The sequence below is a fragment of the Salipiger abyssi genome (assembly GCF_001975705.1).
Taxonomy (GTDB): domain Bacteria; phylum Pseudomonadota; class Alphaproteobacteria; order Rhodobacterales; family Rhodobacteraceae; genus Salipiger; species Salipiger abyssi.
On the sequence record NZ_CP015093.1, the window covers coordinates 3,460,084 to 3,484,985 of the forward strand.

28 protein-coding genes are annotated in these 24,902 nt (G+C 66.5%); 10 read left to right on the plus strand and 18 right to left on the minus strand.

Translation table 11 applies throughout. The features are described 5' to 3' along the window. Positions 1-45 precede the first annotated feature (45 nt). The 3 genes from Ga0080574_RS20430 (at position 46) to Ga0080574_RS20440 (ending at position 3,632) form a co-directional block, all read left to right on the plus strand. Positions 46-1,284, plus strand: a complete 1,239-nt coding sequence (locus tag Ga0080574_RS20430; protein ID WP_076703788.1) for a hypothetical protein — start codon at positions 46-48, stop codon at positions 1,282-1,284. Next, positions 1,281-2,633 (plus strand): cytochrome P450, encoded by a 1,353-nt coding sequence (locus Ga0080574_RS20435; protein WP_076703790.1) that lies wholly within the window; start codon positions 1,281-1,283, stop codon positions 2,631-2,633. Before Ga0080574_RS20430 ends, Ga0080574_RS20435 begins: the two co-directional genes overlap by 4 nt. Positions 2,634-2,738: 105 nt before the next feature. Beyond that, positions 2,739-3,632: a fructose bisphosphate aldolase gene (locus Ga0080574_RS20440; protein WP_076703792.1), complete on the plus strand. Its 894-nt coding sequence runs from the start codon at positions 2,739-2,741 to the stop codon at positions 3,630-3,632. 103 nt (positions 3,633-3,735) lie between these two features. Here Ga0080574_RS20440 and Ga0080574_RS20445 read toward each other — a convergent pair whose 3' ends face one another. Continuing rightward, positions 3,736-4,197, minus strand: a complete 462-nt coding sequence (locus Ga0080574_RS20445; protein WP_076703795.1) for an RNA polymerase sigma factor — start codon at positions 4,195-4,197, stop codon at positions 3,736-3,738. Between the two features lie 242 nt (positions 4,198-4,439). On the opposite strand from Ga0080574_RS20445, the gene Ga0080574_RS20450 reads away from it, so the two are divergent. Continuing rightward, on the plus strand, positions 4,440-4,688 hold the full coding sequence (locus tag Ga0080574_RS20450; protein WP_076703798.1) for an EF-hand domain-containing protein: 249 nt from the start codon (positions 4,440-4,442) through the stop codon (positions 4,686-4,688). A gap of 47 nt (positions 4,689-4,735) precedes the next feature. Here the strand turns inward: Ga0080574_RS20450 and Ga0080574_RS20455 are convergent, their stop codons facing one another. The 13 genes from Ga0080574_RS20455 to Ga0080574_RS20515 form a co-directional block, all read right to left on the minus strand. Beyond that, complete coding sequence (locus Ga0080574_RS20455) at positions 4,736-5,356, minus strand: YitT family protein (RefSeq protein ID WP_076703801.1); 621 nt, start codon at positions 5,354-5,356, stop codon at positions 4,736-4,738. 215 nt (positions 5,357-5,571) lie between these two features. Beyond that, on the minus strand, positions 5,572-6,786 hold the full coding sequence (locus tag Ga0080574_RS20460) for an NADP-dependent isocitrate dehydrogenase (protein WP_076703804.1): 1,215 nt from the start codon (positions 6,784-6,786) through the stop codon (positions 5,572-5,574). A gap of 209 nt (positions 6,787-6,995) precedes the next feature. After that, positions 6,996-8,204, minus strand: a complete 1,209-nt coding sequence (locus Ga0080574_RS20465) for a multidrug effflux MFS transporter (RefSeq protein ID WP_076703807.1) — start codon at positions 8,202-8,204, stop codon at positions 6,996-6,998. 173 nt (positions 8,205-8,377) lie between these two features. Next, on the minus strand, positions 8,378-8,749 hold the full coding sequence (locus Ga0080574_RS20470; RefSeq protein WP_076703810.1) for a potassium channel family protein: 372 nt from the start codon (positions 8,747-8,749) through the stop codon (positions 8,378-8,380). Positions 8,750-8,767: 18 nt separating this feature from the next. Beyond that, a complete protein-coding gene (locus tag Ga0080574_RS20475; protein ID WP_076703813.1) occupies positions 8,768-9,421 on the minus strand; it encodes a DsbA family oxidoreductase in 654 nt (217 codons plus the stop codon). A 76-nt stretch (positions 9,422-9,497) separates the two neighbouring features. Continuing rightward, on the minus strand, positions 9,498-10,157 hold the full coding sequence (locus tag Ga0080574_RS20480; protein WP_076703816.1) for a Crp/Fnr family transcriptional regulator: 660 nt from the start codon (positions 10,155-10,157) through the stop codon (positions 9,498-9,500). 52 nt (positions 10,158-10,209) lie between these two features. After that, the gene (mmsB, locus tag Ga0080574_RS20485) at positions 10,210-11,082 is read right to left on the minus strand and encodes a 3-hydroxyisobutyrate dehydrogenase (RefSeq protein ID WP_076703819.1); all 873 of its coding nucleotides are present in this window, start codon (positions 11,080-11,082) and stop codon (positions 10,210-10,212) included. Between the two features lie 25 nt (positions 11,083-11,107). Next, the gene (locus Ga0080574_RS20490) at positions 11,108-12,139 is read right to left on the minus strand and encodes an enoyl-CoA hydratase/isomerase family protein (protein WP_076703822.1); all 1,032 of its coding nucleotides are present in this window, start codon (positions 12,137-12,139) and stop codon (positions 11,108-11,110) included. 82 nt (positions 12,140-12,221) lie between these two features. After that, positions 12,222-13,361 carry an acyl-CoA dehydrogenase family protein gene (locus Ga0080574_RS20495; protein ID WP_076703825.1) on the minus strand — a complete coding sequence of 380 codons (1,140 nt, stop codon included), beginning with the start codon at positions 13,359-13,361 and terminating at the stop codon, positions 12,222-12,224. Between the two features lie 215 nt (positions 13,362-13,576). Then, a complete protein-coding gene (locus Ga0080574_RS20500) occupies positions 13,577-14,722 on the minus strand; it encodes a glycosyltransferase (protein WP_076703828.1) in 1,146 nt (381 codons plus the stop codon). A gap of 77 nt (positions 14,723-14,799) precedes the next feature. Continuing rightward, on the minus strand, positions 14,800-15,918 hold the full coding sequence (locus Ga0080574_RS20505) for a carboxylate-amine ligase (protein ID WP_076703831.1): 1,119 nt from the start codon (positions 15,916-15,918) through the stop codon (positions 14,800-14,802). A 63-nt stretch (positions 15,919-15,981) separates the two neighbouring features. Next, the gene (locus tag Ga0080574_RS20510; RefSeq protein ID WP_076703834.1) at positions 15,982-16,401 is read right to left on the minus strand and encodes a hypothetical protein; all 420 of its coding nucleotides are present in this window, start codon (positions 16,399-16,401) and stop codon (positions 15,982-15,984) included. A gap of 96 nt (positions 16,402-16,497) precedes the next feature. After that, on the minus strand, positions 16,498-16,917 hold the full coding sequence (locus tag Ga0080574_RS20515) for a hypothetical protein (RefSeq protein WP_076703837.1): 420 nt from the start codon (positions 16,915-16,917) through the stop codon (positions 16,498-16,500). 184 nt (positions 16,918-17,101) lie between these two features. On the opposite strand from Ga0080574_RS20515, the gene Ga0080574_RS26050 reads away from it, so the two are divergent. Further along, positions 17,102-17,272 carry a hypothetical protein gene (locus Ga0080574_RS26050; protein ID WP_156876418.1) on the plus strand — a complete coding sequence of 57 codons (171 nt, stop codon included), beginning with the start codon at positions 17,102-17,104 and terminating at the stop codon, positions 17,270-17,272. Between the two features lie 70 nt (positions 17,273-17,342). Here Ga0080574_RS26050 and Ga0080574_RS20520 read toward each other — a convergent pair whose 3' ends face one another. After that, positions 17,343-18,842, minus strand: coding sequence for a CoA-acylating methylmalonate-semialdehyde dehydrogenase (locus tag Ga0080574_RS20520; protein WP_076703840.1), 1,500 nt, complete (start codon positions 18,840-18,842; stop codon positions 17,343-17,345). A gap of 124 nt (positions 18,843-18,966) precedes the next feature. Between Ga0080574_RS20520 and Ga0080574_RS20525 the strand changes: the two genes are divergently transcribed. The 3 genes from Ga0080574_RS20525 (at position 18,967) to coaD (ending at position 21,070) form a co-directional block, all read left to right on the plus strand. After that, positions 18,967-19,866 carry a LysR family transcriptional regulator gene (locus Ga0080574_RS20525; RefSeq protein WP_076703843.1) on the plus strand — a complete coding sequence of 300 codons (900 nt, stop codon included), beginning with the start codon at positions 18,967-18,969 and terminating at the stop codon, positions 19,864-19,866. Positions 19,867-19,928: 62 nt separating this feature from the next. After that, a complete protein-coding gene (locus Ga0080574_RS20530) occupies positions 19,929-20,363 on the plus strand; it encodes a CBS domain-containing protein (RefSeq protein WP_076703846.1) in 435 nt (144 codons plus the stop codon). A gap of 215 nt (positions 20,364-20,578) precedes the next feature. Continuing rightward, positions 20,579-21,070 (plus strand): pantetheine-phosphate adenylyltransferase, encoded by a 492-nt coding sequence (gene coaD / locus Ga0080574_RS20535; protein ID WP_076703849.1) that lies wholly within the window; start codon positions 20,579-20,581, stop codon positions 21,068-21,070. A 19-nt stretch (positions 21,071-21,089) separates the two neighbouring features. Here the strand turns inward: coaD and Ga0080574_RS20540 are convergent, their stop codons facing one another. Together Ga0080574_RS20540 and Ga0080574_RS20545 are read right to left on the minus strand one after the other, a co-directional pair. Next, positions 21,090-22,022: a glycosyltransferase family 2 protein gene (locus Ga0080574_RS20540; protein WP_076703852.1), complete on the minus strand. Its 933-nt coding sequence runs from the start codon at positions 22,020-22,022 to the stop codon at positions 21,090-21,092. Beyond that, entirely contained in the window at positions 22,019-23,794 is a 1,776-nt protein-coding gene (locus Ga0080574_RS20545; protein WP_076703855.1) for a glycosyltransferase family 2 protein, read from the minus strand. The genes Ga0080574_RS20540 and Ga0080574_RS20545 overlap by 4 nt, the downstream gene beginning before the upstream one ends. Before the next feature lie 268 nt (positions 23,795-24,062). Here Ga0080574_RS20545 and Ga0080574_RS20550 point away from each other — a divergent pair, with 268 nt between their 5' ends. After that, complete coding sequence (locus Ga0080574_RS20550; protein ID WP_076706083.1) at positions 24,063-24,332, plus strand: type II toxin-antitoxin system Phd/YefM family antitoxin; 270 nt, start codon at positions 24,063-24,065, stop codon at positions 24,330-24,332. Next, on the plus strand, positions 24,313-24,579 hold the full coding sequence (locus Ga0080574_RS20555; protein WP_076703858.1) for a Txe/YoeB family addiction module toxin: 267 nt from the start codon (positions 24,313-24,315) through the stop codon (positions 24,577-24,579). The genes Ga0080574_RS20550 and Ga0080574_RS20555 overlap by 20 nt, the downstream gene beginning before the upstream one ends. 14 nt (positions 24,580-24,593) lie before the next feature. Here Ga0080574_RS20555 and Ga0080574_RS20560 read toward each other — a convergent pair whose 3' ends face one another. Beyond that, a complete protein-coding gene (locus tag Ga0080574_RS20560; protein WP_076703861.1) occupies positions 24,594-24,896 on the minus strand; it encodes a hypothetical protein in 303 nt (100 codons plus the stop codon). Positions 24,897-24,902 lie beyond the last annotated feature (6 nt).

Genomic DNA, 24,902 nt, shown 5'->3' on the forward strand with positions numbered 1-24,902 from the left:
CTCAGGGCCTGATAACGACAGGATCGAGGCAAAGAAGGCAGAGAGATGGGCAACGATCCCGTGACGGAGCAGGAGGTGGCGCGGCGGCGGGTGTTCTACATCCCCGGCTACGACCCGATTCATCCCCGACGTTATCGCGAGCTCTACCGCAAGGAGGGCGCGGCACAGGCGGAGATATCCGGCTACGAGATCGGGCTGAAACCCAAGACCACCAGGGGCCCCTATGGCTGGCATGTCGCGGCGGAAATGGAGGGCGCGGCTGTCGAGGCGGATGTGGAGGTGCTGGTCTGGTCGGATATCGTGCGCGACAGCATGTCGACCTCGATCCCCGCGACCTATCTGCAACTGATCCGCACCGCCTGGGAATATATCGCCACCGGCGCGCTGCGGCGGCTCATGCGGCTGCGCAAGGGGCCGGTGATCGCGGCGCTCTATCCGGTGGGGATGCTGCTGGCGCAACTGCTGGTGGCGCTGCTGGCGGGATGGGTCGTTTATGCCGGGGTGCAGCTCCTCCGCCCCTGGCTGGGCGTCGTCGCGCTGGGGCTCGGTGCCGTGGCATGGGGGACGGTGGCGGTGCTGCTGCTGCGCTGGTTCAAGCGCAAGGACGGCAAGCTCTTCGCCTATTACCTGATGCATGACTACGCCTATTCGGCGCAGTATCGCGGCGCCAACCCGCCGGAGCTGGAGGCGCGCATGGCAGCATTCGGCGACACCATCGCCGAGGCGCTGCGCTCGGAGGCCGACGAGGTGCTGGTGGTGGGTCACAGCTCGGGGGCGCATCTGGCGGTGTCGATCCTTGCCGACCTCATCCGGCAGGGCCGGGTGCCCGCACGCGGCCCGCGCCTGGCCTTCCTGAGCCTCGGGCAGGTGGTGCCCATGGTCTCCTTCCTGCGCGACGCCTACCGGCTGCGCGCCGATCTCGCTTATCTCTCCATGCGCAACGAGCTGACCTGGGTCGATGTCACGGCGCCGGGCGACGGCTGCGCCTTTGCGCTCTGCGATCCGGTGGCGGTCTCGGGTGTGGCGCCGGCGGGCAAGCGCTGGCCGCTGGTCTTCTCGGCGCAGTTCACCAGATCGCTCAGCCCGGCGCGCTGGAAGGCGCTGCGCTGGCGCTTCTTCCGGCTGCATTTCCAGTATCTCTGTGCCTTCGACAATCCGCTCGATTACGACTATTTCCGCATCACCGCCGGGCCGCTCAGCCTCGCCACGCGCTATGCGGAGCGCCCGCCCTCGAACAGCCGCATCGACGTGCCGGTGTCGAAATTCACGTCGGTCGCGCCGTGACCCCGCCTAAGCCAAGATCGCGCCCCGACAAGGTGTCGCTGCGCCGCTATGTGAAGCTCTTCCGCGCCGATATTCTCTCGGCGCAGCCGGCGCGGCTCTATCGCGCCTGGATGGCGGAGTTCAAAACGCCGTTTTTCCGCTCCTATCTGATCAACCAGCCGGATCTGGTGAAGACCGTGCTGAAGGATCGACCGCTGGATTTCCCCAAGTCGGGACGCATCTCCGAAGGGCTGCGTCCGCTGCTCGGCGACTCGGTCTTTCTGACCAATGGCGCGCTCTGGCAGAAGCAGCGGCGCATCATCGACCCGGCCTTCGAGGGCGGGCGGTTGCGCGAGACCTATCCGGCGATGTGGGAGGCGGCGCAGGCGGCACTGGCGCGGCTGACGGCGCGCACGGGCGAGGTGGTGGAGATCGAGGAGCAGACCTCCCATGCCGCCGCTGACATCATCTTTCGCACTCTGTTTTCCATCCCCATCGAGGATGCGCTGGCGCAGAAGGTGTTTCACGAGTTCCGCGCCTATCAGCGCACCCAGCCGATCCTCAACCTCGCCGCCTTCCTGCCGCTGCCGCGCTGGATGCCGCGATTTTTCCGCGCCGATACCAAGGCGGCGGCGAAACGCATTCGCGGCCTCATCACCGAGCTGACCGAACGGCGCCGGGCGGAGATCGCGGCGGGCCGCGCGCCCGACGATCTGGCGACCAAGATCATGACGACGCGCGATCCGGAAACCGGCGAGCGGTTTTCGACCGAAGAGATGGTCGATCAGGTGGCGATCTTCTTTCTCGCCGGGCACGAGACCTCTGCCTCGGCGCTGGCCTGGGCGCTCTATCTCGTGGCGACGCATCCGGAGTGGCAGGAGCGGCTGGCGGAGGAGGCGCAGGCCCTGGGCGATGCGCCCGATTTCGCCGATATCTCGAAACTGAAACTCTCGCGCGACGTGTTCCGCGAGGCGCTGCGGCTTTACCCGCCGGTGCCGATGATGGTGCGTGAGACGACCTGTCCGGAGCGCTTTCGCGACCGCGATCTGCCCAGGGGCGCGCAGGTCGTGCTGAGCCCCTGGCATCAGCACCGGCACGAACGGCTCTGGGACAATCCCGACGGGTTCGACCCGGCGCGCTGGAGCACCGAGAACGGCCGGCAGTGCATGCGCGAGGCCTATATGCCGTTCTCTGCCGGGCCGCGCGTCTGCACCGGGGCGGGGTTTGCCATGGTCGAGGGGGTGCTGATGCTCTCGCTCATCCTGCGCGATCTGAAGCTCACCGCGCTGCCCGACAAGGTGCCCGAGCCGGTGGCCTTTCTCACCGTGCGCGCCCGCGACGGGATCCACTTGGCGGTGGACCGCCGTTAGCGGCGGACGTTAGCGTTAAACCCGGCGCGGCCACCTATCCAACCCCGTGGCCTTGGTTTATGCCTGTCGCAACAGGCATTTTCAGCATGGGAGAGAGGGTTCCTCATGAGCGTTTTCGACGAACAGAAACAGAAGATGGCGACGGGCCAGGGCTTTATCGCCGCACTCGATCAGTCGGGCGGATCGACCCCGAAGGCGCTGAAGCTCTACGGCGTGGAAGAAGACGAATACAACGGCGAAGCCGAGATGTATGGCGAGATCCACAAGATGCGCACCCGCATCATCACCGCGCCGGACTTCACCGACGCCAAGGTGCTGGGCGCGATCCTCTTCGAGCGCACCATGCGTGCGGAGATCGAAGGCATCCCGACCGCGCAGTATCTCTGGGAAAAGCGCGGCGTCGTGCCCTTCCTGAAGATCGACAAGGGGCTGGCCGACAAGGCAGACGGCGTGCAGCTGATGAAGCCGATGCCGGGGCTGGAAGAGCTGCTGGCCGAGGCCAAGGCCACCTTTGGCATCTTCGGCACCAAGGAGCGTTCGGTGATCCACGAGGCCAATGAGGCCGGGATCAAGGCCGTGGTCGCGCAGCAGTTCGAAGTGGGCAAGACCGTGGTCGCCGCCGGTCTGGTGCCGATCATCGAGCCCGAGGTTGACATCAATTCGCCCACCAAGTCCGAGGCCGAGGAGATGCTGAAGGCGGCGATCAAGGCCGAGCTCGACGCGCTGCCCGAGGGCGACGACGTGATGCTGAAGCTGACGATCCCCTCGGTGGACGGTCTTTACGACGAGCTGGCCGATCATCCGCGCGTGGTGCGCGTGGTGGCGCTGTCGGGCGGCTATTCGACCGATGTGGCCTGCGAAAAGCTCGCCAAACAGCCGAAGATGATCGCTTCCTTCAGCCGCGCGCTGGCCGAGGGCCTGTCGAAGAAGCAGTCGGATGACGCGTTCAACGGTCTGCTCGGCAGCAATATCGACAAGATCTATCAGGCCTCGCTCTGAGGCGGTGCGCCCGGTCGGGCGCGGAATGTGATTGCAGGGAAGCGCGCCGGGTTTACGGCGCGCTTTTTTTCATGTTTCGGGGGCGGTGGGCAGATTGCCCACCCTACCATGCGTCCTCCCCAAGTGCGGCACGCAGGCGGCGGCGGGCGCGAGCCAGGCGCGACATCACCGTGCCCGGCGGCAGCCCCATGTCGCGTGCCAGGGCCGCCGGCTGTGTCTCGCCCGCGATGACCCGGCGGAGCAGGGCGCGGTCGGGCTCGGGCAGCCGCTCCACCGCGCGCAGCACCTCACCGGTGAAGCAGGGCAGCTCGGCATCCCCGGTCTGTGGCTCGCCGGCGCTGTCGAGCGGCGAAAGACGCTCCGCCCGGCGTCGCTGCGCCCGGGCGCCGTGGCGCAGTGCGGTCATCATATAGGGCAGCGGCGCCGCGATCTCGGCGCCGTGCTCAGATCGTTCGAGATAGCCCAGGAGCGCGTCCTGGACGAGATCCTCCGCCTCGGCGGAGCAAGGGATCAGGCGGCGGGCGCGGGCGCGCAGGCGGCTGAGCGTGTCACGGGTCATATCCATGCAAGGCACTATGACGGCGGGAAAATCCCCGGCCAGAGGGGGGAATTCCGCCGAGCGGCTTTCCCCCGCCTTGTTTGGGCGATGCGCCGCGCAGCTGGCGGCCGGTTTCGGCGGCGGGCCGCGCGTTTCGGGGCGGGGCGCGAAACAGGGGAACGCAAACCGCCGCTCGCGCCTCTTACCTTGTGAAAGCCGCCGGGAGTGGCGCTTTCGTCATCAACCACGACCCTGAAGGGAGTACTCACATGACCAAGCAGATCCTGACCGCCGTCGCTTTTGCCGCAACCGCCGCCACCGCCGCGCTGCCGGCCTTTGCGGCCGAAGAGGCGGATGTGAACGGTGACGGCATGCTGACGGTGAGCGAGGTGCAGGCGGTCTGGCCCGAGGTCTCGACCGACGGGTTCATGTCCATGGATACCGATGGCGACGGTCTTCTGAGCGAAGAGGAGGTCGCGGACGCCCGGGAACTGGGGTCGCTGCCCGAAGAGGGCTGACCCCGGGGTGGCGCCGTCCCCGGTTCCCCACGGGGGCGGCGCGCCAGTCAGGACCGCGCGATATAGCGGTCGCGGCGGTGATTGACGGTGATCAGCAGGTTCAGCACCACCGCGCCGAAGAGCGACCAGAGCACCTGTTCCCAGTCGAAGAGGAACAGCGCCAGCGCGAAGACGCAGAGATCGAAGCCCAGCTGCACATGCCCGGCCTTGATGCCGCGCGTGTCCTGTGCCCAGAGCGCCACGATGCCGACGCCGCCGAGCGTGGCGCCGTGCCGGAACAGCAGCAGCAGACCGACCCCCGCCAGCATGCCCGAGAGCCCCGCGCCGAGCGCCGGGTGCAGACGGTTGATCGTCAGCACCAGCGGCAGGCTTTCGGCGATGCTGGCCATCAGTGCCACCGAGAGGAAGCTCTTGATGGTGAAGCGCCAGCCGAGCTGGCGGATCGCCAGCAGGTAGAAGGGCAGGTTGAGGATGAAGAAGATCGCGCCGAAGGGCAGGCCGGTCGGATAGGAGAGCACCAGCGACAGGCCGGCGATCTGCCCGGTGAAGAGCTCGGAGGCGCGCAGGAACTGGATCGACAGCGCCACCAGCGTGGTGCCGGTGACGATGGCCTGGATGTCCTCCCAGAGCGTGTGCCGGTCCGGCGGGGGATTGTCGAGAAGCAGCATGTCATGAGCCATGACGCGGGCAAGCAGACCGGTCAAGCACCTTCACGCGTAACCCCGCGTCGCGCGGATATATGGCGTTGCCGAGGGCGATCTGCGGGGCAGGTGGGCAGACCCGCCCACCTGCGTCGCGCCGGATACCTTTGCCGGATCTGGTCGCCCGGCGCAAAAGTCTTCGAAGACTTGTGCAAATTCCTTCGAAGGAATTTGTCGCCGGCTCAGCCGGCCAGCGCCTTGTTCAGGTTCTCGTCGATCTTTTCGAGGAAGCCCATGGTGGTCAGCCATTTCTGATCCGGCCCCACCAGCAGCGCCAGATCCTTGGTCATCCAGCCCGCTTCCACGGTGTCGACGATGACCTTTTCCAGCGTCGTGGCAAAGGTCATCAGCGCCTCGTTGCCGTCGAGCTTGGCGCGGTGCTTGAGCCCGCCGGTCCAGGCGAAGATCGAGGCGATGGAGTTGGTCGAGGTCGACTTGCCCTCCTGATGCTGGCGATAATGCCGGGTCACCGTGCCATGCGCCGCCTCGGCCTCGACGATCTTGCCATCCGGCGTCATCAGTTGCGAGGTCATCAGCCCGAGCGAGCCGAAGCCCTGCGCCACGGTGTCGGACTGCACGTCGCCATCGTAGTTCTTGCAGGCCCAGACAAAGCCGCCATTCCACTTCATGCAGCAGGCGACCATGTCGTCGATCAGCCGGTGTTCGTACCAGATGCCTTTGGCCTTGAACTTGTCGGCGAATTCCTCGTCAAAGATCTTCTGGAAGGTCAGCAGGAACTGACCGTCATATTGCTTGAGAATGGTGTTCTTGGTCGAGAGGTACAGCGGCCAGCCCAGATCCAGCGCATAGTTCATCGAGGCGCGGGCGAAATCCGCGATGGACTCGTCGAGATTATACATCCCCATGTAGACGCCCGAGGACGGCGCCTTGTAGACCTCTTCCTCGATCTCCGTGCCGTCGTCGCCGACGAATTTCATCGTCAGCGTGCCGGGCCCGGGGAATTTCATGTCGGTGGCCTTGTACTGGTCGCCAAAGGCATGGCGGCCGATCACGATGGGCCTGGTCCAGCCGGGCACCAGACGGGGCACGTTCTTGCAGATGATCGGTTGCCGGAACACCACGCCGCCGAGGATGTTGCGGATCGTGCCATTGGGCGATTTCCACATCTTCTTGAGGCCGAACTCCTCGACTCGCGCCTCGTCGGGGGTGATCGTGGCGCATTTCACCGCGACACCGACCTCCTTGGTCTTTTCGGCGGCGTCGATGGTGATCTGGTCATTGGTCTCGTCGCGGCTCTCGATGCCGAGATCGTAGTAAAGCAGGTCGATGTCCAGATAGGGCAGGATCAGCTTTTTCTTGATGAAATCCCAGATGATACGGGTCATCTCGTCCCCGTCCATCTCGACGATCGGGTTCTCGACCTTGATCTTCGACATGCGGTGCACCTTTCATGGCGATTGCTGTGGATGCCCATGCTGTAGCGCAGAAATCGCCATGCGAAAAGGTGTGTATGCCTTTGTATACCAAATTGTCATGACTTTGCTACGAAAAGCCCGGCGCCCGTCCGGGTGAGACGGGGCCGGGCGGTGATTTTCGCGTCACATCGGCTGAGATTTGCGCAGCCAGTCGACCGGCGCGACCCACTTCAGGCGGGCTGGGCCGCCTCGATCCGTGCCAGCCAGCGCATCAGCAGCAGCGCCAGAACCGCCTCGACAAAGATGCCGGAGGCCAGCGGCACCGGCGTGCCGTCGAACATCAGCGCATTGGGCACCGCGATCAGCACCGCCAGCACGGTCGAGACCGCGCCGATGATCGAGGCGGCGAGCCCGGCAATATGGCCCACCGGCTCCATGGCCAGCGCGTTCACATTGCCCACGACCAGCCCCATCTGGAAGAACAGCGAGAACTGCCAGATCAGGAACACCGCAAAGCCGATATTCCCGGGCACGCCGCCGACGAAAAGCAGCAGCGCCAGCCCCGAGGTGACGACCTGAACAATCAGCATCGCGGTGATCAGAAAGCGCATGCCCAGCCGCATCACCAGCCTTGCGTTCAGCACGCTGCCGCTGGCGGCCAGCACCGCGATGGCGCCGAACCAGATCGGAAAGCTGTCGCCGCGTCCGAAGCTGATATCGTAGATCTGCTGTACGTTGGAGATCAGCGAGAACAGCATCGCCATGACCAGCGACTGCACGGTGATCGAGATGCGTACGATCGGGTGGCCCACCAGCTCGCGCGTTGCCGCCCAGAGCACGGAGAACCGGAACGGGCGGCGGTTTTCGCGCGGCAGCGTCTCGGGCAGGCGGATCATCAGCCAGAGCGAGGCGACGGAGGAGAAGATCACGAAGGCGACAAAGATCCCGCGCCAACTGGAAAGCTCGATGATCACCGCGCCCATGGAGGGCGCGAGCGCCGGGAAGAGGGTGAAGACCGTCATCACAAAGGACATGATCCGCGCCATGGCCCGGCCCGAATGCAGGTCGCGGACGATGGCCAGCGCCACGACGCGCGGCCCGGCGGCGCCCAGACCCTGCACCAGTCGCGCCAGCAGCAGCATTTCCAGCGTCTCCGCGCGCGCCGCGACCAGCGACATGGTGATATAGAGCGCCGCGCCGCCGAGGATCACCGGCTTGCGCCCGAACGTGTCCGAGAGCGGCCCGGTAAAGAGCGTGCCCAGCCCCATGCCCAGCACGAAACTGGTGATCACAAGCTGCGCGCGGTTGATATCGTCGGGTGTCAGCTCCTGTCCGATCTCGGGCAGGGCGGGCAGCATGGCGTCGATGGAAAACGCAATGGTGGCAAACAGCATCGCCAGCAGTGCGATGAACTCAACTCGTCCTGGAACTGAACGCATGAAATCTGCAATCCTTGGTGAAACGGACCCGCCGGCTAGGATTTTCGCATGGCGTGGGGAAAGCGGTTTATCGCTATCAACCGGGCTATCGGAAATCGGTTCCGCAACACAAGCGTGTTTCACCCGATGCCAGGCGGAAGTCCGCTATGCGCCTGACGCATGGCTTGGTCGGATCACTCGTCGGTGCCGGGTCGTTTGTGTGCGTCCGGTTCTGGCTCCGGCACATCCTCGTTCGCTGCCTCCCGGCCGAGCTTGGCGATCAGCCACTCGGTATGCTCCTCGCGCTTGCGCATGGCAAAGAGGCCGAACTGCTGCACCGCGACGGCAAAGATGCCGAGCCCGAGCAGGATAAAGACGGTGGTGCCGATCTTGCCCGCCACCGTCACCGGGATGTGATTGCCATATCCCACGGTCGAGAGCGTCACCACGGTGAAGAAATAAGAGTCGAGCCAGCTCCAGCCTTCGATGAGGTGAAAATAGACCGTGCCGATGGCGATGATGCCCAGCACCGTCGCCACGAGCGTCAGGATGCGCAGCCGTTTCATCCCCGCCGCGCCTCTTCGTCAGGCCAGCGCCGCCGCCTGCGCGCCGCCCTCCTTCAGCTCGGCGATCACCCGCGCCCAGAGATCGGAGGGCTGCGCGCCCGGCACCGCGTGCTGGCCGGCAACCACGAAGGTCGGCACCGAGGTCACCCCCATGCCGCGCGCCGCCGCGTCCATCTCGACCACTTCCTTGCGGTCGGCATCGGAGGCCAGCAGCCGCAGGATCAGGCTTGCATCCAGCCCGCAGCTATCGGCGATATCGCCCAGCACCTCGCGGCTGCCGATATCGCGGCCGTCGACGAAATAGGCGCGGAACAGCGCCGAGACCACCGGCGTCTGCACGCCTTCGATGCCCGCCCAGTGGATCAGCCGCTGCGCGTCCAGTGTCGAGGGCGTGCGTTCGATGGCGTCGAGATTGATCTCCACCCCCGCCTGCGCGGCATGTTCGGCCACCGGCATATAGGCCTCCACCGCGCCCTCCTTGCCGCCGAACTTGTCTTCGAGATAGGCGCGCCGCTCCATGCCCTCGGCGGGCATTTGCGGGTTCAGCATGAAGGTGCGCCAGCGCAGGGTGAACGGGTGGTCCGGAGCGTCCTGCAAGGCGCGGTCGAGATAGGCCTTGCCGATATAGCACCAGGGGCAGATCGGATCGGAGAAGATGTCGAGCGTGACCATGTAATACGTCCTTTTCCGGCCTTCCTAACAGGGTCGCGCGGCGGAATCGACTGCTGAAAGGGTCTGTCTTGCGGGGTCAGCTCGCGCTGGATTCGGCCAGAATGCGCAGCGTGTCCATGTCGAGCAGCCGCACCGCGCCCCGGTCGAGCGCCACGATACCGCGCCGCGCCAGCGCGTCGAGCCGGCGCGAGACCACCTCGCGGGCGGAGCCGATCGTGGTGGCGATCTCGGCATGGGTGGCGCGCAATGTGCCATCGGTCGCGCCGTCGAGAAGCGCCTGCGCCAGCCGGCATTCGACCCGCTGAAACGCCACCTTTTCAAGCAGATGCATCATGGTCTGCATGCGCTCCGCGAAGGCGCGGAAGACAAAGCTGCGAAACGCCGCGTCGCTCTCCATGAGCCGCAGGAACAGCGCGCGGGGGATCATCACCAGCCGGCAGGCGCGGCGGGTGACCGCCTCGCCGGAATAGGTCTCGTCGCCGAGCAGCCCCAGCGTCGACTGCACGCAGCTCTGGCCGGGCTCGACCGCGTAAAGCAGGATCTCGCGCCCGCTGGGGCCGGTCAGGAAAACCTCGACCCGGCCCGAGAGCACGATGACAAACCCCTGCACCGGATCGCCGGGGCGGAACAGCACGCTGCCCTGCGGCAGTTCGGCGACGGGAAGCCGGTCGAGCGCCGCGAGGGTCTCGGGCGCAAGCGGCGGCAGGTGGGCTGCGACGGGGCTGGTCTTGGACATGCGCGCAGAGTGTCAGGCGATGCGGGCAGGGTCCAGAGCCCGCAGGTGCGGCTTAGCCGCGCCCGCGTTTCTCGAACCTCGGCAGCATGGCCGAGAAATCCATGCCCTTGCCGCCCTCGTCCTCGACGAAGCTCTTGTAGAGCGACAACGCCGCGGCGCCCATGGGGGTGTCGGCATCGGCGGCCTCGGCGGCCTGCTGCGAGAGGCCCAGATCCTTCAGCATCAGCTCGGCGGCAAAGCCCGGTTTGTAGCCATTGTCCGACGGCGATTGCGGCCCGACGCCCGGGGCGGGGCAATAGGCGTTCATCGACCAGCTATAGCCCGAGGAGGTGGAGACCACGTCGAACATCGCCTCGCGCGAAAGCCCCAACTTGTCGGCCAGCGCAAAGGCCTCGCAGGTGGCGATCATGGTGACGCCGAGGATCATGTTGTTGCAGATCTTTGCCGCCTGACCATTGCCCGAGGGGCCGCAATGCACCGCCTTTTGCCCCATGATGTCGAAGAGCGGCTTGGCGGTGGCAAAGGCCGCCTCGGAGCCGCCGACCATGAAGGTCAGCGTGCCGCCGGCCGCGCCGCCGATGCCGCCGGAGACCGGCGCGTCGAGCGCGCCGAGCCCTGCGGCCTCGGCCTCTTCGGCCACCGCGCGGGCGCTTTCCACATCCACGGTCGAGCAGTCGAGGAACACCGCGCTCGGCGCCATGGCGGGGATCAGCTCGGAGGCGACATCGCGCAGGATGGCGCCGTTGGGCAGCATGGTGATGACCACCTCGGCGTCTTTCACCGCCTCCGGCCCGCTGGCGGCCTGTGCCACGCCTTCCGCCGTGGCGCCCGCCACGTCGAAGCCGGTGACCTCATGGCCGGCTTTCGCCAGATTGGCGGCCATCGGCGCGCCCATATTGCCCAGCCCGATAAATCCGATCTTCATGTCTTTCTCCTCCCTCGGCGGCGCGTCACAGCGCCAGTTCGTCCGCGCCCAGCGGCGCCAGGAACCCCGCGATCAGTTCGGGGGTGATCTCCTCCAGAGCGTAGCGCCAGCGCGGGTTGCGGTCCTTGTCGATGATCTGCGCGCGCACGCCCTCGAGGAAGTCGCCCATCTCCGCCGCGCGGTGCGAGACCCGGTATTCCTGCCGCAGCGCGCTGCGGATATCGCTCTCTTGCGCGCGCAGCCGGTCGAGCATCTCCAGCGTCAGCGCCATGGAGAGCGGCGAGTTGCGCGCCACCGCCTTGCGCGCGGGGTCTGCGATCTCGCCCTCCGCCTGGTCCAGCCGCGCGGCGATCTCCGCCAGCGGGCCGGCGGCGAAAAGCGTGTCGATCTCCGGCTGCGCGGCGGCGAGCGGACTTGCGGGCAGGGTGTCGGCGGCGGCGTCCAGCGCGGCCACGTCGCCGGTTTCCGCAAGCGTCTGTTTCAGTGCCGGCCAGCGGGATTCGGGGATGAAGCAATCGGCAAAGCCCGCATGCAGCGCGTCTCCCGGGCCCATGCGCGCCGCCGTCAGGCCGAGATAGGCGCCGAGCCCGCCCGGCGCGCGCGCCAGCAGCAGCGAGCCGCCGACATCGGGCACGAAACCGATGCCGCATTCCGGCATGGCGATCTGCGCGCTCTCGCCGACCACGCGGTGCGAACAATGCCCGCCGAGCCCGACGCCGCCGCCCATGACGAAGCCGTGCAGGAAGCTGATCACCGGCTTGGGATACTCGGCGAGCTTGGCGTTCATGCGATATTCGTCGCGCCAGAAAGCCCGTCCGGCCTCGTAATCGCCGGCAAGCCCGGCGCGGTAGACCGCTGCGATATCGCCGCCGGCGCAGAAGGCGCGCTCGCCCTCGGCGTCGATCATCACCAGCGAGACCTGCGGATCGTCGCGCCAGGCGTCGAGCGCCGCCTCGATCGCGAGGCACATGTCGTGGTCGAGCGCGTTGAGCGCCTTGGGACGGGTGAGGGTGATGCGCCCGGCGCGGCCCTCGATGTCTGTGCGAATGTCGGTCATGAACAGGTCTTTCCGTTGGCGGCAAAATCCTTCGAAGGATTTTGCAAATCTCTTCGAAGAGATTTGGTGCGCGCCCCGCCGGTCATCGTGCGACCAGCGTGCGGGCCACGATCAGCCGCATGATTTCGTTGGTGCCTTCGAGGATCTGGTGCACGCGCAGGTCGCGCACGATCTTCTCGATCCCGTAATCGGCGAGATATCCATACCCGCCATGCAGTTGCAGGCATTGATCGGCAACCCTGCTGCCCGCCTCGGTGACGAATTTCTTTGCCATGGCACAGAATTTCGTCGCATCCGGCGCGCCTTGGTCGAGTTTCCACGCCGCCTGACGCAGGAAGGTGCGCGCCGCCTGCAACTCGATCTCCATATCCGCCAGCCGGAATTGCAGCGCCTGGAAGCGGTCGATGCTCTGCCCGAACGCCTCGCGCTCGGCCATATAAGCCAGTGTCGCGTCGAGCGCCGCCTGTGCGGCGCCGAGGCTACAGGCGGAGATATTGAGCCGCCCGCCATCGAGCCCGGCCATGGCGTAATTGAACCCCTTGCCCTCCTCGCCGAGCAGGTTCGCCGCCGGCACCGCCACCGCGTCGAACTGCACCTGCCGGGTCGGCTGCGAGCGCCAGCCCATCTTGTCCTCGAGCCCGCCGAAGCTGAGCCCCGGCGCGTCGTCCTCGACCACGATGGCCGAGACCCCGCGCGGGCCCTCGCCGCCGCTGCGGGCCATGACCACATAGGCATCGGAATAGCCGCCGCCGGAGATGAAGGCCTTGGTGCCGGTCAGGCTGTAGCCCGTGTCGGTCTTTTCCGCGCGGGTCTTCAGCGCCGCCGCGTCGGAGCCGGCGCCCGGCTCTGTCAGGCAATAGGAGAGCACGGTCTCCATGGTCAGCGCCTTCGGCAGGTAGCGCGCGCGCAGGTCGTCAGAGCCGTAGGCGTCGATCATCCGGGCGCACATATTGTGGATCGACAGGAAGGAGGCGACCGAGGGGCAGGCCATGCTGAGCGCCTCGAAGACCAGCGTCGCATCGAGCCGGGTGAGCCCCGAGCCGCCGTTCGCCTCGCTCACATAGATCCCGCCGAGCCCCAGCGCGCCAATCTCGGGCCAGAGCTCCTTCGGAATGCTGCCCTGTGCCTCCCAGTCGCGGGCATAGGGCGCGATATGCTCCTGCCCGAACCCGTAGGCCATATCGAAAATGGCCGTTTGCTCTTCGCTCAGTGCGAAATCCATATGGGCTCCTCCCCGCCAAGATGGAAATTGAACGATTGTTCATAATGTGCCGGGAGTCGCCACGGGATGCAAGGGCAAGCGGCAGGGATTGCGCCGAGGCGGGGCCTCGTCGCCAGGCGCGCGCGCCTGCGGCGCGCGCGGCGCGGGTGGCAGCGGCAGCGCGGCGGGATTTTTTGAGTATTTTCAGAAAGATGAAGGGGCGGGGCGCGCGGAGGTCAGGCGCGGGCGCGGGCGGCGAGCCGGTCGCGGATCACGGTTTCGACCTTCTCGAGCAGCACCGCATTGTCGAATTTCGCCACCGCCGTGTCGCGGGCGGCGCGGGTCATGGCGCTGCGGTCGGACATGTCGAGCAGCTGCGCGATGCGCGCGGCAAAGCCCGCCTCGTCCCATTCCGGCACCAGCAGCCCGTTGACGCCGTCCTCCACCGCCTCGGGGATGCCGGCATGCCAGGTGGACAGCGTGATGCAGCCGCAGGCCAGCGCCTCCTGGATGGCGGTGGGCAGGCCCTCGGTATTGCCGTTCGCGGCGGTGACCGAATGCTGGAGGAAGGTCTCGGTGGTGGCGAGATGTTCGCGCACCGCGTCATGCGGCAGGGCGCCGGTGAAGGTCACCTGCGCGGCGATGCCGAGCTCGGCGGCGAGCGCCTTGCAGGGATCGAGCAGCGGGCCGTCTCCGATGAAGGTGAGATGCGCCTCGCGGCCCTGCGCGGCCTTGGCAAAGGCGCGCAGCGTGACCTCGGGGGCCTTTTTCTCCACCATGCGACCCACGGCGAGGAAGGAGCCGGGGCGTTTCTCGCCGGGGGTGAAGCGGCGGATATCGACGCCGGAGGGCACCACATGCGCATTGTGATGGGTGACGCCGTGGCGGGCGAGATTGTCGAGCAGGAACCGGCTGACCGAGAACACCCCGTCGAGCCGGGGCATCATGCGCCTGTAGGCGCGCACGATCTGGCGCGAGCGCAGGGCGAAGCTGGCATCGGTGCCGCGGAAATAGGTGAAGACCGGCAGGTTCAGCTCGGTGGCGAGCCTGGCCACCACCAGCGCCTGGGTGCCGAATTCGGCGAGGATCACCTCGACCTTCTCCGCGCGCAGCCAGTCGGCGAGGCGGCGGCGGTTGTCGCCGAAGGGCAGGCGGCCGGTGCCTTCCAGCGCGGCGTTCCAGCCCATGGCGAAGGGCGCGCGCAGCCTGTCGGCGGGGCTGAGGGGGGCGCGGCGCACGAAGAGCGGCTTGCCCAGCGGATCGGTGCCGTTGAACCGGCCCGTCAGAACGCAGGTGTCGCCGCCGAAGATGTGTTCGATATGGCGGTTGATGAAGGTCTCGCCCGGAACGAAGAAATCGGAGGTGACGATGCAGGTCTTCATGGCGGTCTCCGCTAGCGCTGGCCGGCGCCCTTGTGCCCCGGCGGGGCGGGCCTTGCAAGGGAGCCGCGCGCCGCGCCTCAGATCCCTTCGTGGAACTCCTCGATGAGATGGCCGACCACGGCGCGCATCCGGGCCTCGCCGTCGCCGCCCGCCGCCTCGGCCGCCGCGCGCTGGCGGATCGAGGAATTGCCCTCGGCCACGATGCGGCGCATGCGCTCGATCTCGGCCAGGCAGCCGAGCGCCTCGGCATCCTCGGCCAGCAGCGCGATCAGCTCTTCGGCGAGGTCGGCGAAGGGCACGATCCGCGCCGCGCCGAAATCGATCAGCCCCTCGGTCACGCCATAACGCTGCGCTCGCCAGCGGTTTTCGCCGATCAGGAAGTTCTCGTAGATCCGCCAGCGCTGGTTGCGTCGCCTCAGCCGCCAGAGCATGCGCATCAGGCACTGGTTCACCGCCGCCAGCATCAGCGTGTCCTCGAGCCGCGGCTGCACATCCATGATCCGCGTCTCCAGCGTCGGAAAGCGCGAGGAGGGGCGCAGATCCCACCAGATCTTGGAGGCGTCCTCGATCAGTCCCAGATCCACCAGCACCTGCACCGAACGCGTGTAATCCTGCCAGTTGGTGAAATTCGGCGGCAAGCCGGTGCGCGGCAGGTTGTCGAAGACGGAAATGCGGTAGCTGGCAAGCCCGGTATCCTGCCCCTGCCAGAACGGCGAGGAGGTGGAGAGCGCCAGCAGATGCGGCAGGAAATAGCTCGCCTGGCGCATCAGATCGGCGCGCAGGCTGTCGTCGCCCAGCCCCACATGCACATGCATGCCGCAGATCAGCATGCGCCGCACGACGCCGCCGAGATCGCGGCGCAGGTCGTTATAGCGGTCCTTGTCGGTGTGATGCTGGTTTTTCCAGTCGGCCAGCGGATGGCAGGAGGCGGCGATGGGCGTCAGGTTGAACCGCGCGGCCTGTGTCGAGACGGTGCGGCGCAGGCGGCGCAGATCCTCGCGCGCGGCGGCGATATCGGCGCAGGGGCGGGTGCCGATCTCGATCTGGCATTGCAGATATTCGGGGCTGACCTGGCCTTCGAGCTCTTCGGAACAGGCGGCAAGCAAAGCCTCGGGCGCCTCGGCCAGCGCCAGGCTGTCGCGATCGACGAGAAGATATTCCTCTTCGATCCCGAGGCTGAATTCCGGCGCATCCATCCGCGTCTCCTCGCCCATGCGCGACCAGCAAAGCAGAGAGCGGCGATTGCGGCAAGGCCCGGGCTATTCGGCGGCGATCAGGAAATCCGAGATCGAGCGTTCGGGCTGGCGCAGATGCGCGAGCGCCGGAGCTTCGCGGCGGAACACCTCGATCTGATAGGGCAGCGCGGTCTCGGCGATCTGGTGAAACATCCGCGCGGCGCCAAAGGTGAGGTCGTCGGGGGCGAAGACCGCGTATCTGGTGCCGGGCAGCACGCGCCCGGTCAGCCGGGTCTGGGTGGCCACGAGCGAGAGCGTTTGCAGAAAATCCGCCTCCATGTCGTTGACCGCCGACAGGTCGGCAAGGTGGGAGGTATCGGAGCGCGTGCGGGGGTCCATCAGGATGCTGTCGAAGGCGCGCAAATTGTCCACAGGGGTGACGTTGCCGTGAAAACGGGCATACGCAAGATTGCGGCTTTCGAAGACGGAGACGTCTACAGCCATAATGCACCACACCAAAACAGGTAGGTGAAATGTATCTTTTCTGGCGGATTCTGACAAGGCTTGTGCAGGCAGGGTCCGGCGCTCCGGTCTGCCGGCTCAGTCGGTGCCTTCGAGCAGCGCCGCGAAACTCGGCAGGCCGACGCCGAGCAGGGAGAGCGTGCCGGTCTCGCTTTGCTGGACCAGCGGGACGACGGCGTCGATACCGTCCCAGGAACGCAGGATCACCTTGGACACCTCGAAGGCCAGCGGGGTCGGGGCATAATAGACGATCATCGTCTGCGCGCCGCCGCCGATAAAGGCGTCTGCCTTGAGCGCCTGGATCTGCATCAGCTTGACGAAATCCTGCTCGATCCCGGTGATGCGCGACAGGTCGACCAGATGTTTCTGCCCCGGGCTCGACTCTGGATGCTGGGTATAGGCGCCGACCGCGCGGATCGTATCGTCGAAGAGGGCAAAGCCCTCGTAGCGGATATAGACGATGCCATGCTGGGGCAGGATACGGAACGAGACGGACATGCGGGAACGGCCTGTGGAACGGAACTGCCGGACGTGACCTTGGCCCGACCGGTTTGGTCAAAATGTCTGCAATATGTCGAAAAAGGCAATCCCCGAAAGGGTCTGGTTTTCCGGAATAGGACGAGACGCGGACCTGCGGCACACTGCTGGCCAGATTGAGACCCGCCATTTTGGAGACCGCATCATGACCCGCATCGCATTTTTCTCGCTGATCCTCGCCGCGCTGACGCTGGTTGCCGCATCGGGCGCCGAGGCGAAAACAACGTCCGAGCGCGGCGAGCTGAGCGGTCGGGGCATGGACAAGAGCCCGCGCGACGGCTTTGCCAGCGATGGCGGGCTGGGCGGCACACGCTAACTGCCCTGAAACGCAACGCCCCGGGCCGTCGAGGCCCCGGGGCGCGCAGCGATTTAACAGGCGGAAGAGGTCAGTCCATCGCCTTGAAGTTGAACTCGCCGCCTTCCTTGATGCCCGAGAACCAGCGCGCGGTGACGGTCTTGGTCTTGGTGTAGAAGCGGAAGGCGTCGGGGCCGTACTGGTTGAGATCGCCGAAGGCGGATTTCTTCCAGCCGCCAAAGGTGTGATAGCTCAGCGGCACCGGGATCGGGAAGTTGATGCCGACCATGCCGACATTCACCCGGTTGGCGAAATCGCGCGCGGTGTCGCCATCGGCGGTAAAGATCGCCGTGCCGTTGCCATAGGGGTTGTCGATCACGAGGTTCAGCGCGTCTTCGTAGCTGTCGGCACGCACCTGGCTTAGCACCGGGCCAAAGATCTCCTCCTTGTAGATCTCCATATCCGGGGTCACGTTGTCGAACATCGACGGCCCGACAAAGAACCCGTCCTCATAGCCCTGAAGCTCGAAGCCGCGCCCGTCGACCACCAGATCGGCGCCCTGATCGACACCGGACTGCACCAGCTTTTCGATGCGGTCCTTGGCGGCGGAGGTGATGACCGGGCCGTAATCCACGTCGTCGCCGGCGGTGTAGGGGCCGACCTTGAGCTTTTCGATGCGCGGCACCAGCTTTTCGACCAGCGCGTCGGCGGTTTCCTTGCCGACCGGCACCGCCACCGAGATCGCCATGCAGCGTTCGCCCGCCGCGCCGAAGCCGGCGCCCACCAGCGCATCCGCCGCCTTGTCGAGATCGGCATCGGGCATGACGATCATGTGGTTCTTGGCGCCGCCGAAGCATTGCGCGCGCTTGCCGTTATTGGCGGCGCGGCCATAGATGTACTGCGCGATCGGGGTGGAGCCGACAAAGCCCACGCCGGCCACGGTCTCGTTGTCGAGGATCGCGTCGACCACCTCCTTGTCACCGTTCACCACCTGAAGCACACCGGCGGGCAGACCGGCCTCGATCACCAGCTCGGCGAGGCGCAGCGAGGTCGAGGGGCAGCGCTCGGAGGGTTTCAGGATCATCGCGTTGCCGCAGGCCAGCGCCGGGCCCATCTTCCACAGCGGAATCATCGCCGGGAAGTTGAACGGGGTGATGCCGGCCACCACGCCCAGCGGCTGGCGCATGGAATAAAGGTCGATGCCCGGGCCGCCATCATTGGTGAACTCGCCCTTGAGCATATGCGGCGCGCCCATGCAGACCTCGATCACCTCGAGCCCGCGCTGCACGTCGCCGCGCCCGTCGGGCAGGGTCTTGCCATGCTCCATCGAGACCAGCTCGGCCAGCTCGTCCATATGCTCGTTGATGAGCGCGCCGAATTTCATCATCACGCGCGCCCGGCGCTGCGGGTTGGTGGCGCCCCAGGCCTTCTGCGCCTCGGCGGCCTTGGCGACGGCCTCGTCGAGCTCGGCGGCGGTGGCCAGCGGCACCTTGGCGATGGCCTCGCCGGTGGCGGGGTTGAACACCTCGGTAAAGCGGCCCGACGTGCCCTTGACGTGCTGGCCGTTGATGAAATGGGTGAGCTCTTTCACGGTCGATCCTCCGGAGTCTTTCATGATTTGGCGGCAGGTTAGTCTTGCATAAATGCCGATCACAGAGGTAATAGGGCAAAAAGGTTTTGCAAAAACGCAAAGGATACCCTGCGGGAGGGATGCCATGCGGGAGAACTGGGACGACCTGCGGATTTTCCTTGCCGTGGCGCGGGGCGACAGCCTGTCGGGCGCGGGCCGCGCGCTGCGCATGGATCCGGCGACGGTGGGCCGTCGCGTGGCGCGGCTGGAGGAGAGCCTTGGCCAGCCGCTCTTTGCCAAGAGCCCGCAGGGCTATGCGCTGACCGAGGCGGGGGCGCGGCTGCTCTCTCATGCCGAGACCGCCGAGCGGGCGCTGGGGCAGGGCACGCAGGCGGTGCGCGGCGCGGCGGGCGAGGGCATGTCGGGGCAGATCCGCATCGGCGCGCCGGATGGCTGCGCCAATTTCCTGCTGCCGCAGGTGGTGGCGGAGATCGCCGCCGAAAACCCCGAGCTGGAGGTGCAGATCGTCGCCCTGCCGCGGATCGTCAACCTGTCGCGGCGCGAGGCGGATCTGGCCATCGGCGTCTCGGCCCCCACGGCGGGGCGGCTGGTGGTGCAGAAGCTCACCGATTACCGGCTGCATCTGGCCGCCTCAGAGGCCTATCTGGCGCAGCACCCGCCGATCCGCACGCTGGAGGATCTGCGCGATCACCGCATCGTCGGCTATATCCCCGATATGATCTTCGACAAGGAGCTGGATTACCTCGCCGATATCGGGCTCGAACGGGTCGGGCTGGCGTCGAATTCGGTCTCGGTGCAGTTCCACTGGCTGCGCCAGAGCGCCGGGCTGGGAATCGTGCACGATTTCGCGCTGCCGGCAGCGCCGGGGCTGCGCAAGGTGCTGGCCGACCGGGTGGAGCTCACGCGCAGTTTCTACCTCATTCGCCATGCCGATGACCGAAGATTGGGCCGGCTCGACACGTTTGCCCGCGCACTGGTGCAGGGGGTACGGCGGGAATTGACCCGGCTCGAAGGTCTGACTTGACAGATTGTCGCAGTGCGGGGACGCTGAATGCACATGCAGAGACGCGATTGGAGGAGAGCCGAATGCAGGTGCAGCAAATTCTCAAGGACAAGGCCGATGACGGTGTCGTCACGGTGGCTCCGGGCACAAGCGTCGCGGCTGCGGCGCAGGTGCTGGCAGAGCGCCGCATCGGCGGCGTGGTGATCTCCGAGGACGGGCAGACGCCGCTGGGCATCCTGTCCGAGCGCGACATCGTGCGACAGGTCGCGGCGGTGGGGGCAACCTGCCTGGAAAGTCGCGTCGAGGAACTGATGACCAAGACGGTCAAGACCTGCACCTGCGCCGAGGACAGCGACGTGGTGCTGGCACGGATGACCGAGGGCCGCTTCCGTCACATGCCGGTGGTCGAGGACGGTCTCATGGTCGGGATCATCACCATCGGCGACGTGGTCAAGGCGCATATCTCCGAACTGGCGATGGAGAAAGAGGCGCTCCAGGGCATGATCATGGGCTATTGAGCCCAGCCAGCCACGCCGCCGGATCCGGCGGCGCCCGGCCGGCATGGCGCGGGCGTCGGAGGCGGGGATCCGGCGGGTTATGCGGGGCCAGCCCCATGTTTGCGCTGCCAATTTCCCTGGGCGCGGTGTCTGGCGCCAAATCTGCCGCCTTTCGGGGTTGCATTCATTTGGGCAATATTGTTGCGTGCCGGGAATTGGGAAACTGAGGAGGCCCCATGCGCATCGGTCTTTACCCCGGCACCTTCGATCCGATCACCCTGGGCCACATGGACATAATCAGCCGCGCCGCCGCGCTGGTCGACCGTCTGGTGATCGGGGTGGCCATCAACCGCGACAAGGGGCCGCTCTTCTCGCTGGAGGAGCGCGTTGCGATGATCGAATCCGAATGCCGCGCGCTCTCCGAGCAGACCGGCACCGAGATCGTGCCACATCCGTTCGAAAACCTGCTGATCGACTGCGCCCATGACGTCGGCGCGCAGATCATCGTGCGCGGGCTGCGCGCGGTGGCCGATTTCGAATACGAGTTCCAGATGGTCGGCATGAACCGCGCGCTCGACGACAGTGTCGAGACGGTCTTCCTCATGGCCGAGGCGCGGCATCAGGCCATCGCCTCGAAGCTGGTGAAGGAGATCGCCCGGCTTGGCGGCGACGTGAGCAAATTCGTCACCCCGCCGGTGCATGAGGCGCTGAAGGCGCGCTTCGGATAAGCGCCGGTCGCCGCCGCGCTCAGACCCCGGGGAAATGCTTGTCGCGCAGCGCGGGCAGATCCATGCGGTGGCGCCGCAGCAGCCCGTGCGCCGCGAGCCGCTCGGTCAGCGCCGGCGTTGCGGTGCAGACCTCGTCGTAAAAGCGCCGCAGCGCCGTCTCGCCGCCCTCCGCCTCGATCATCGCAAAGAGATCGTGCAGGTTGACTGCGCCGCTCTGGCGGACCTGCGGTTTCAGCTCGGCCCGGTAGGAGCCCTGCACCAGCCGGAAGCGGTAGAGGCGCAGGAAATGCGCCCAGTCGGCGGCGTGGAAATGGCCCAGCTCGGTCTCGGGCAGCGGCTCTTCGCCGGGGTTCGATACGCCGTCGAGCTGCACATTGTGGATCTTGATCTGCAACCCCTTGGTGCCGGGGCGGAAGAACAGCTTGCCGGCCACATGGCTGAGGAACCCGCCCGAGAGATGCCGGCCCCATTCGGCAAAGCAGGCCTCGGCGGCGCGCTGGCGGGTGCTCTGATCGAGATGGAAGGCCTTGAAGGCCACCTCCTCGCCCGGGGCGGTGGCCAGCGCCTCGACGGGCCTCACCCGGGCGCAGAGGCAGGTTTCGGGCAGGGCGGCGAGCTGCTCGGCCAGCGGTCGGTCGGGCAGCAGGAACTCGTCGGTGTCGATATGGGCGAGCCAGTCCACCTCCGGCTTGCGGTTGTTGGCGTGGCGGGCATTGGCGCCCTGACGCACCTGATGTTTCTTCGGACGCCCGTTGCGCTTTTCCCACCAGGCGTCATCGGTGCGGAAGACCCGCAGCTTGGGATGGGCGGAAAGCACCGCCTGCGCCTCGGGCATGTCGACGTCGAGATAGAGATAGATCCGGTGCGCGCCGAGCTCCAGATGCCAGGCGGCGAAGTCGAGGATCTCGGGCAGGGCGGCATTGGTGGTGGTGACGGTGCCCCAGCGGATCATGGCCGCGCCCCGAAGACCCGCGCCACGGCGGCGTCGGGATCGAAATCGCGGCTCAGCAGCATGTCATGCGCGGCGAGTTTTTCGCGCAGCTCCGGCGTATCGGCGCAGACCTCGTCAAAGAGCAGCCGCAGCCCGGCCTCGCCCTCTTCCTCGGCGAGAAACCCGATGAGATCGGCCTGTCCCATCTCGGGCCGTGAGGAGCGCGCGCGGTAAGAGCCCTTGTCGCGGCGAAAGGCGAGATGGGTGAGGAAATGTTCCCAGCTCGGCGCGTGCAGATGCGCGAGGTGGATGTCGGCGGGCTTGGCGCGGTTGCTGGCCTCCTCGCCGCGATATTTCAGCGTGTGGATGCCGAGGCGCGTGTCGGGAATGCCGGTGCGGGCAAAGACCTTGCCCGAGCTGTGGCTTAGAAACCCGCCATAGAGATGCAGCCCGAAGGTGGGGTAGATCTCCTGCAACACCGCTTTCGGCTGGCCGGCCTGGCGGTGGGTCAGCTTGAAATGCTGCGGCGGGCCATCGTCCCGCGCCAGCGCCTCGGCGGGGGCGATGCGGGCCAGCGCGTGGCGGGGAGAGATATCGGCGAGGATCCCGGACACGGGGCGGTCGGGCAGCAGGAACTCGTCGACATCGATATGGCCGAGCCAGTGCAGGCTGTCTGCGGTCTCGCGCAGGGCGCGGGTGGCGTTATGCGCCTGGCGCAGTTGGTGCGCCTCCATGCGCGGCTTGCCACTGGCCTGCCAATAGGCGGCGTCGCATTGGGTGACGTGGATGCGGGGGTGGCGCGAGAGGAACGCCACGGTCTCGGCCTCGGGCGCGTCGAGATAGATATGCAGCGCCTCGGCGCCCAGCTCGATGTGATGCGCGGCGAAACGGGCGATCTGCGGCAGCGGCGCGCGGATGGTCGAGACGAGGCCCCAGCGCAAGGTTTCGGGCGTGAGGCCGCGCTGCGCCGCGGGCACCGGCGCGGGGTTGTCGCCGCGCTTGGGCGTCGCGGGCGCCTTGCGCGCATCGGTGCGGGATTTGCGGGCGCGCATGGTCATGAGGCGGCGGAACAGCGTGCGCTCGTCATGGATCAGCAGATCGAGCAGGTGATGGGCGAGAGGGCGGATCACCGGATCGTCCTCGGCCTCGGTCCAGAGCCGCCCGATCATGTTCACGTCGAGCCCGCCATTGGCGATGGCATAGGCGTCCATCTCCATCGGCAGCGGGCCGCGCGCCTTCTGGTCGAGCGCAAAGGCCCGGTCGGCGTTGAGGCCGGAATAGAGCCGCTCGCTCTCGTAGAGCTTCATCGTGCCGAAGAGCACGGTGAGCGCGAGCCCGACCGAGCGCTGCGTCGGCGTGGTACCGTGATCGCCGAAAGTGGTGATGGCAGAGACCAGCCAGCGCTGGTTGAGGTGATCCAGCAGATGCGGGCCCTGTTCCGCCCAGAGCCGCTGGAACAGCGCGGGGATATGCGCGGGGAAGTCGCGCTTGCGCAGATGCGCGACGAGGAGTGCGTTCAGAAACACCAGCTCGCTTTCGCCGGTCAGTTCCTTGCGCAGCGCGTGGCGCTTGCGGTGATAGGAGGAGCGGAAGGGCGGCGCCTCGGCGGGGTCGTCATCGGGATCGGTGACGATGCGCGCGGCCAGCGGCGCGAGGTCGAGATCGGCGGCGGGTGGCGCCTCGGTCTCGGCATAGGTGAAGGCGTCGCGCCGTCCCTCCATTTGGGTCAGCACGGCGGCGATCCCGCCGGGCCAGGTCGGGCGCTTGCCGCCCGTATCGTTGTTGCTGCTCATGGCGTGGAGAGTGGCGCGTCGCGCGCGCCCGCGCAATCGGGCAAGGCGCGTTTGTCGCGCGGTGGTGCAGCGGCGCCGCTCCTTGCCCGTTGCCGGGCGCCTCGCGGGGGTTGTGGTGGAGTTGATCGGGGAGGGGGGAGGGCGGAACGGTCTGAGCTGCGGTGAAATGGTCTTTCAGACGACTGGCACAGACAAGAACAACATTGACTTGTACCGGAAATTGTACATATTGGAGGCACCCAAGCACCCAAGCACCCAAGCACCCAAAATGAACATCCTGACCTATACGGATGCCCGTAAGCATCTAAAAGCAGTTATGGATCATGCGATCCACGACAAAACCGAAACCGTCGTCACGCGCGCGGGGCAGGAGGCTGTGGTGATCGTTGGAAAAGAAGAGTGGGACTCGATCCAATCGACGCTGCACCTTCTTTCCTCGCCCCGGAACGCCGCCCGGCTGCGGGACGCTATTGCCCAGCTCGACGCCGAGCAGGGCAGAGATCGAGACTTGATCGACGATGAGGCTGATATTTTCTGATGCAGCCTGGGAAGATTATCTTCACTGGCACCACACCGATCCGAAGCTCTTCCAACGGATCAACGCGCTGATAAAAGAAGCGCGCCGATCTCCCTTTCATGGCGCGGGCAAACCCGAACCGCTGAGGGGAGATCTCTCGGGATGGTGGTCGCGTCGCATAACCCGCGAACACCGCATGGTGTACCGTGTTCGCGGGGCGGGCGAAGACCAATCTCTGGAAATCGCGCAGCTTCGTTATCACTACTGACGCCTGCGAAGGCTTCAAAGCCGTTCGTAATCGCCCAGCATGGTCGGGCAGCGGCGGTGGGCGTTGGTGAGCCCGATCTCGGCGCCATTGAGGATCAGGTGCCAGGTCGGTTTGTAGCCGGGCACCTGGGCGCGGGAATAGGAACAGCCGCCGGGGGTGACATAGGTCTGCCCTTGATAGCCAGCGCCGGGGCTGGGATTGCGGGCGTTGGATTGCAGGCTCTTGTGTTTGCCGCCGAAAAACCCGTTGCCGGCCTCGGCTGCGGGCAGGGCAAAGAGCGTGGCGGCGGCGAAGGCGAGCGCGAAAACACGGATCATCTCGGA

What these genes read in the sequence shown, in the direction of transcription:
- Ga0080574_RS20430 (WP_076703788.1), top strand. Translation starts at nt 46, where the DNA reads ATGGGCAACGATCCCGTGACGGAGCAGGAGGTGGCGCGGCGGCGGGTG.
- Ga0080574_RS20440 (WP_076703792.1), top strand. Translation starts at nt 2,739, where the DNA reads ATGAGCGTTTTCGACGAACAGAAACAGAAGATGGCGACGGGCCAGGGC.
- Ga0080574_RS20445 (WP_076703795.1), bottom strand. Translation starts at nt 4,197, where the DNA reads ATGGATATGACCCGTGACACGCTCAGCCGCCTGCGCGCCCGCGCCCGC.
- Ga0080574_RS20450 (WP_076703798.1), top strand. Translation starts at nt 4,440, where the DNA reads ATGACCAAGCAGATCCTGACCGCCGTCGCTTTTGCCGCAACCGCCGCC.
- Ga0080574_RS20455 (WP_076703801.1), bottom strand. Translation starts at nt 5,356, where the DNA reads ATGCTGCTTCTCGACAATCCCCCGCCGGACCGGCACACGCTCTGGGAG.
- Ga0080574_RS20460 (WP_076703804.1), bottom strand. Translation starts at nt 6,786, where the DNA reads ATGTCGAAGATCAAGGTCGAGAACCCGATCGTCGAGATGGACGGGGAC.
- Ga0080574_RS20465 (WP_076703807.1), bottom strand. Translation starts at nt 8,204, where the DNA reads ATGCGTTCAGTTCCAGGACGAGTTGAGTTCATCGCACTGCTGGCGATG.
- Ga0080574_RS20470 (WP_076703810.1), bottom strand. Translation starts at nt 8,749, where the DNA reads ATGAAACGGCTGCGCATCCTGACGCTCGTGGCGACGGTGCTGGGCATC.
- Ga0080574_RS20475 (WP_076703813.1), bottom strand. Translation starts at nt 9,421, where the DNA reads ATGGTCACGCTCGACATCTTCTCCGATCCGATCTGCCCCTGGTGCTAT.
- Ga0080574_RS20480 (WP_076703816.1), bottom strand. Translation starts at nt 10,157, where the DNA reads ATGTCCAAGACCAGCCCCGTCGCAGCCCACCTGCCGCCGCTTGCGCCC.
- mmsB (WP_076703819.1), bottom strand. Translation starts at nt 11,082, where the DNA reads ATGAAGATCGGATTTATCGGGCTGGGCAATATGGGCGCGCCGATGGCC.
- Ga0080574_RS20490 (WP_076703822.1), bottom strand. Translation starts at nt 12,139, where the DNA reads ATGACCGACATTCGCACAGACATCGAGGGCCGCGCCGGGCGCATCACC.
- Ga0080574_RS20495 (WP_076703825.1), bottom strand. Translation starts at nt 13,361, where the DNA reads ATGGATTTCGCACTGAGCGAAGAGCAAACGGCCATTTTCGATATGGCC.
- Ga0080574_RS20500 (WP_076703828.1), bottom strand. Translation starts at nt 14,722, where the DNA reads ATGAAGACCTGCATCGTCACCTCCGATTTCTTCGTTCCGGGCGAGACC.
- Ga0080574_RS20505 (WP_076703831.1), bottom strand. Translation starts at nt 15,918, where the DNA reads ATGGATGCGCCGGAATTCAGCCTCGGGATCGAAGAGGAATATCTTCTC.
- Ga0080574_RS20510 (WP_076703834.1), bottom strand. Translation starts at nt 16,401, where the DNA reads ATGGCTGTAGACGTCTCCGTCTTCGAAAGCCGCAATCTTGCGTATGCC.
- Ga0080574_RS20515 (WP_076703837.1), bottom strand. Translation starts at nt 16,917, where the DNA reads ATGTCCGTCTCGTTCCGTATCCTGCCCCAGCATGGCATCGTCTATATC.
- Ga0080574_RS26050 (WP_156876418.1), top strand. Translation starts at nt 17,102, where the DNA reads ATGACCCGCATCGCATTTTTCTCGCTGATCCTCGCCGCGCTGACGCTG.
- Ga0080574_RS20525 (WP_076703843.1), top strand. Translation starts at nt 18,967, where the DNA reads ATGCGGGAGAACTGGGACGACCTGCGGATTTTCCTTGCCGTGGCGCGG.
- Ga0080574_RS20530 (WP_076703846.1), top strand. Translation starts at nt 19,929, where the DNA reads ATGCAGGTGCAGCAAATTCTCAAGGACAAGGCCGATGACGGTGTCGTC.
- coaD (WP_076703849.1), top strand. Translation starts at nt 20,579, where the DNA reads ATGCGCATCGGTCTTTACCCCGGCACCTTCGATCCGATCACCCTGGGC.
- Ga0080574_RS20540 (WP_076703852.1), bottom strand. Translation starts at nt 22,022, where the DNA reads ATGATCCGCTGGGGCACCGTCACCACCACCAATGCCGCCCTGCCCGAG.
- Ga0080574_RS20545 (WP_076703855.1), bottom strand. Translation starts at nt 23,794, where the DNA reads ATGAGCAGCAACAACGATACGGGCGGCAAGCGCCCGACCTGGCCCGGC.
- Ga0080574_RS20550 (WP_076706083.1), top strand. Translation starts at nt 24,063, where the DNA reads ATGAACATCCTGACCTATACGGATGCCCGTAAGCATCTAAAAGCAGTT.
- Ga0080574_RS20555 (WP_076703858.1), top strand. Translation starts at nt 24,313, where the DNA reads ATGAGGCTGATATTTTCTGATGCAGCCTGGGAAGATTATCTTCACTGG.
- Ga0080574_RS20560 (WP_076703861.1), bottom strand. Translation starts at nt 24,896, where the DNA reads ATGATCCGTGTTTTCGCGCTCGCCTTCGCCGCCGCCACGCTCTTTGCC.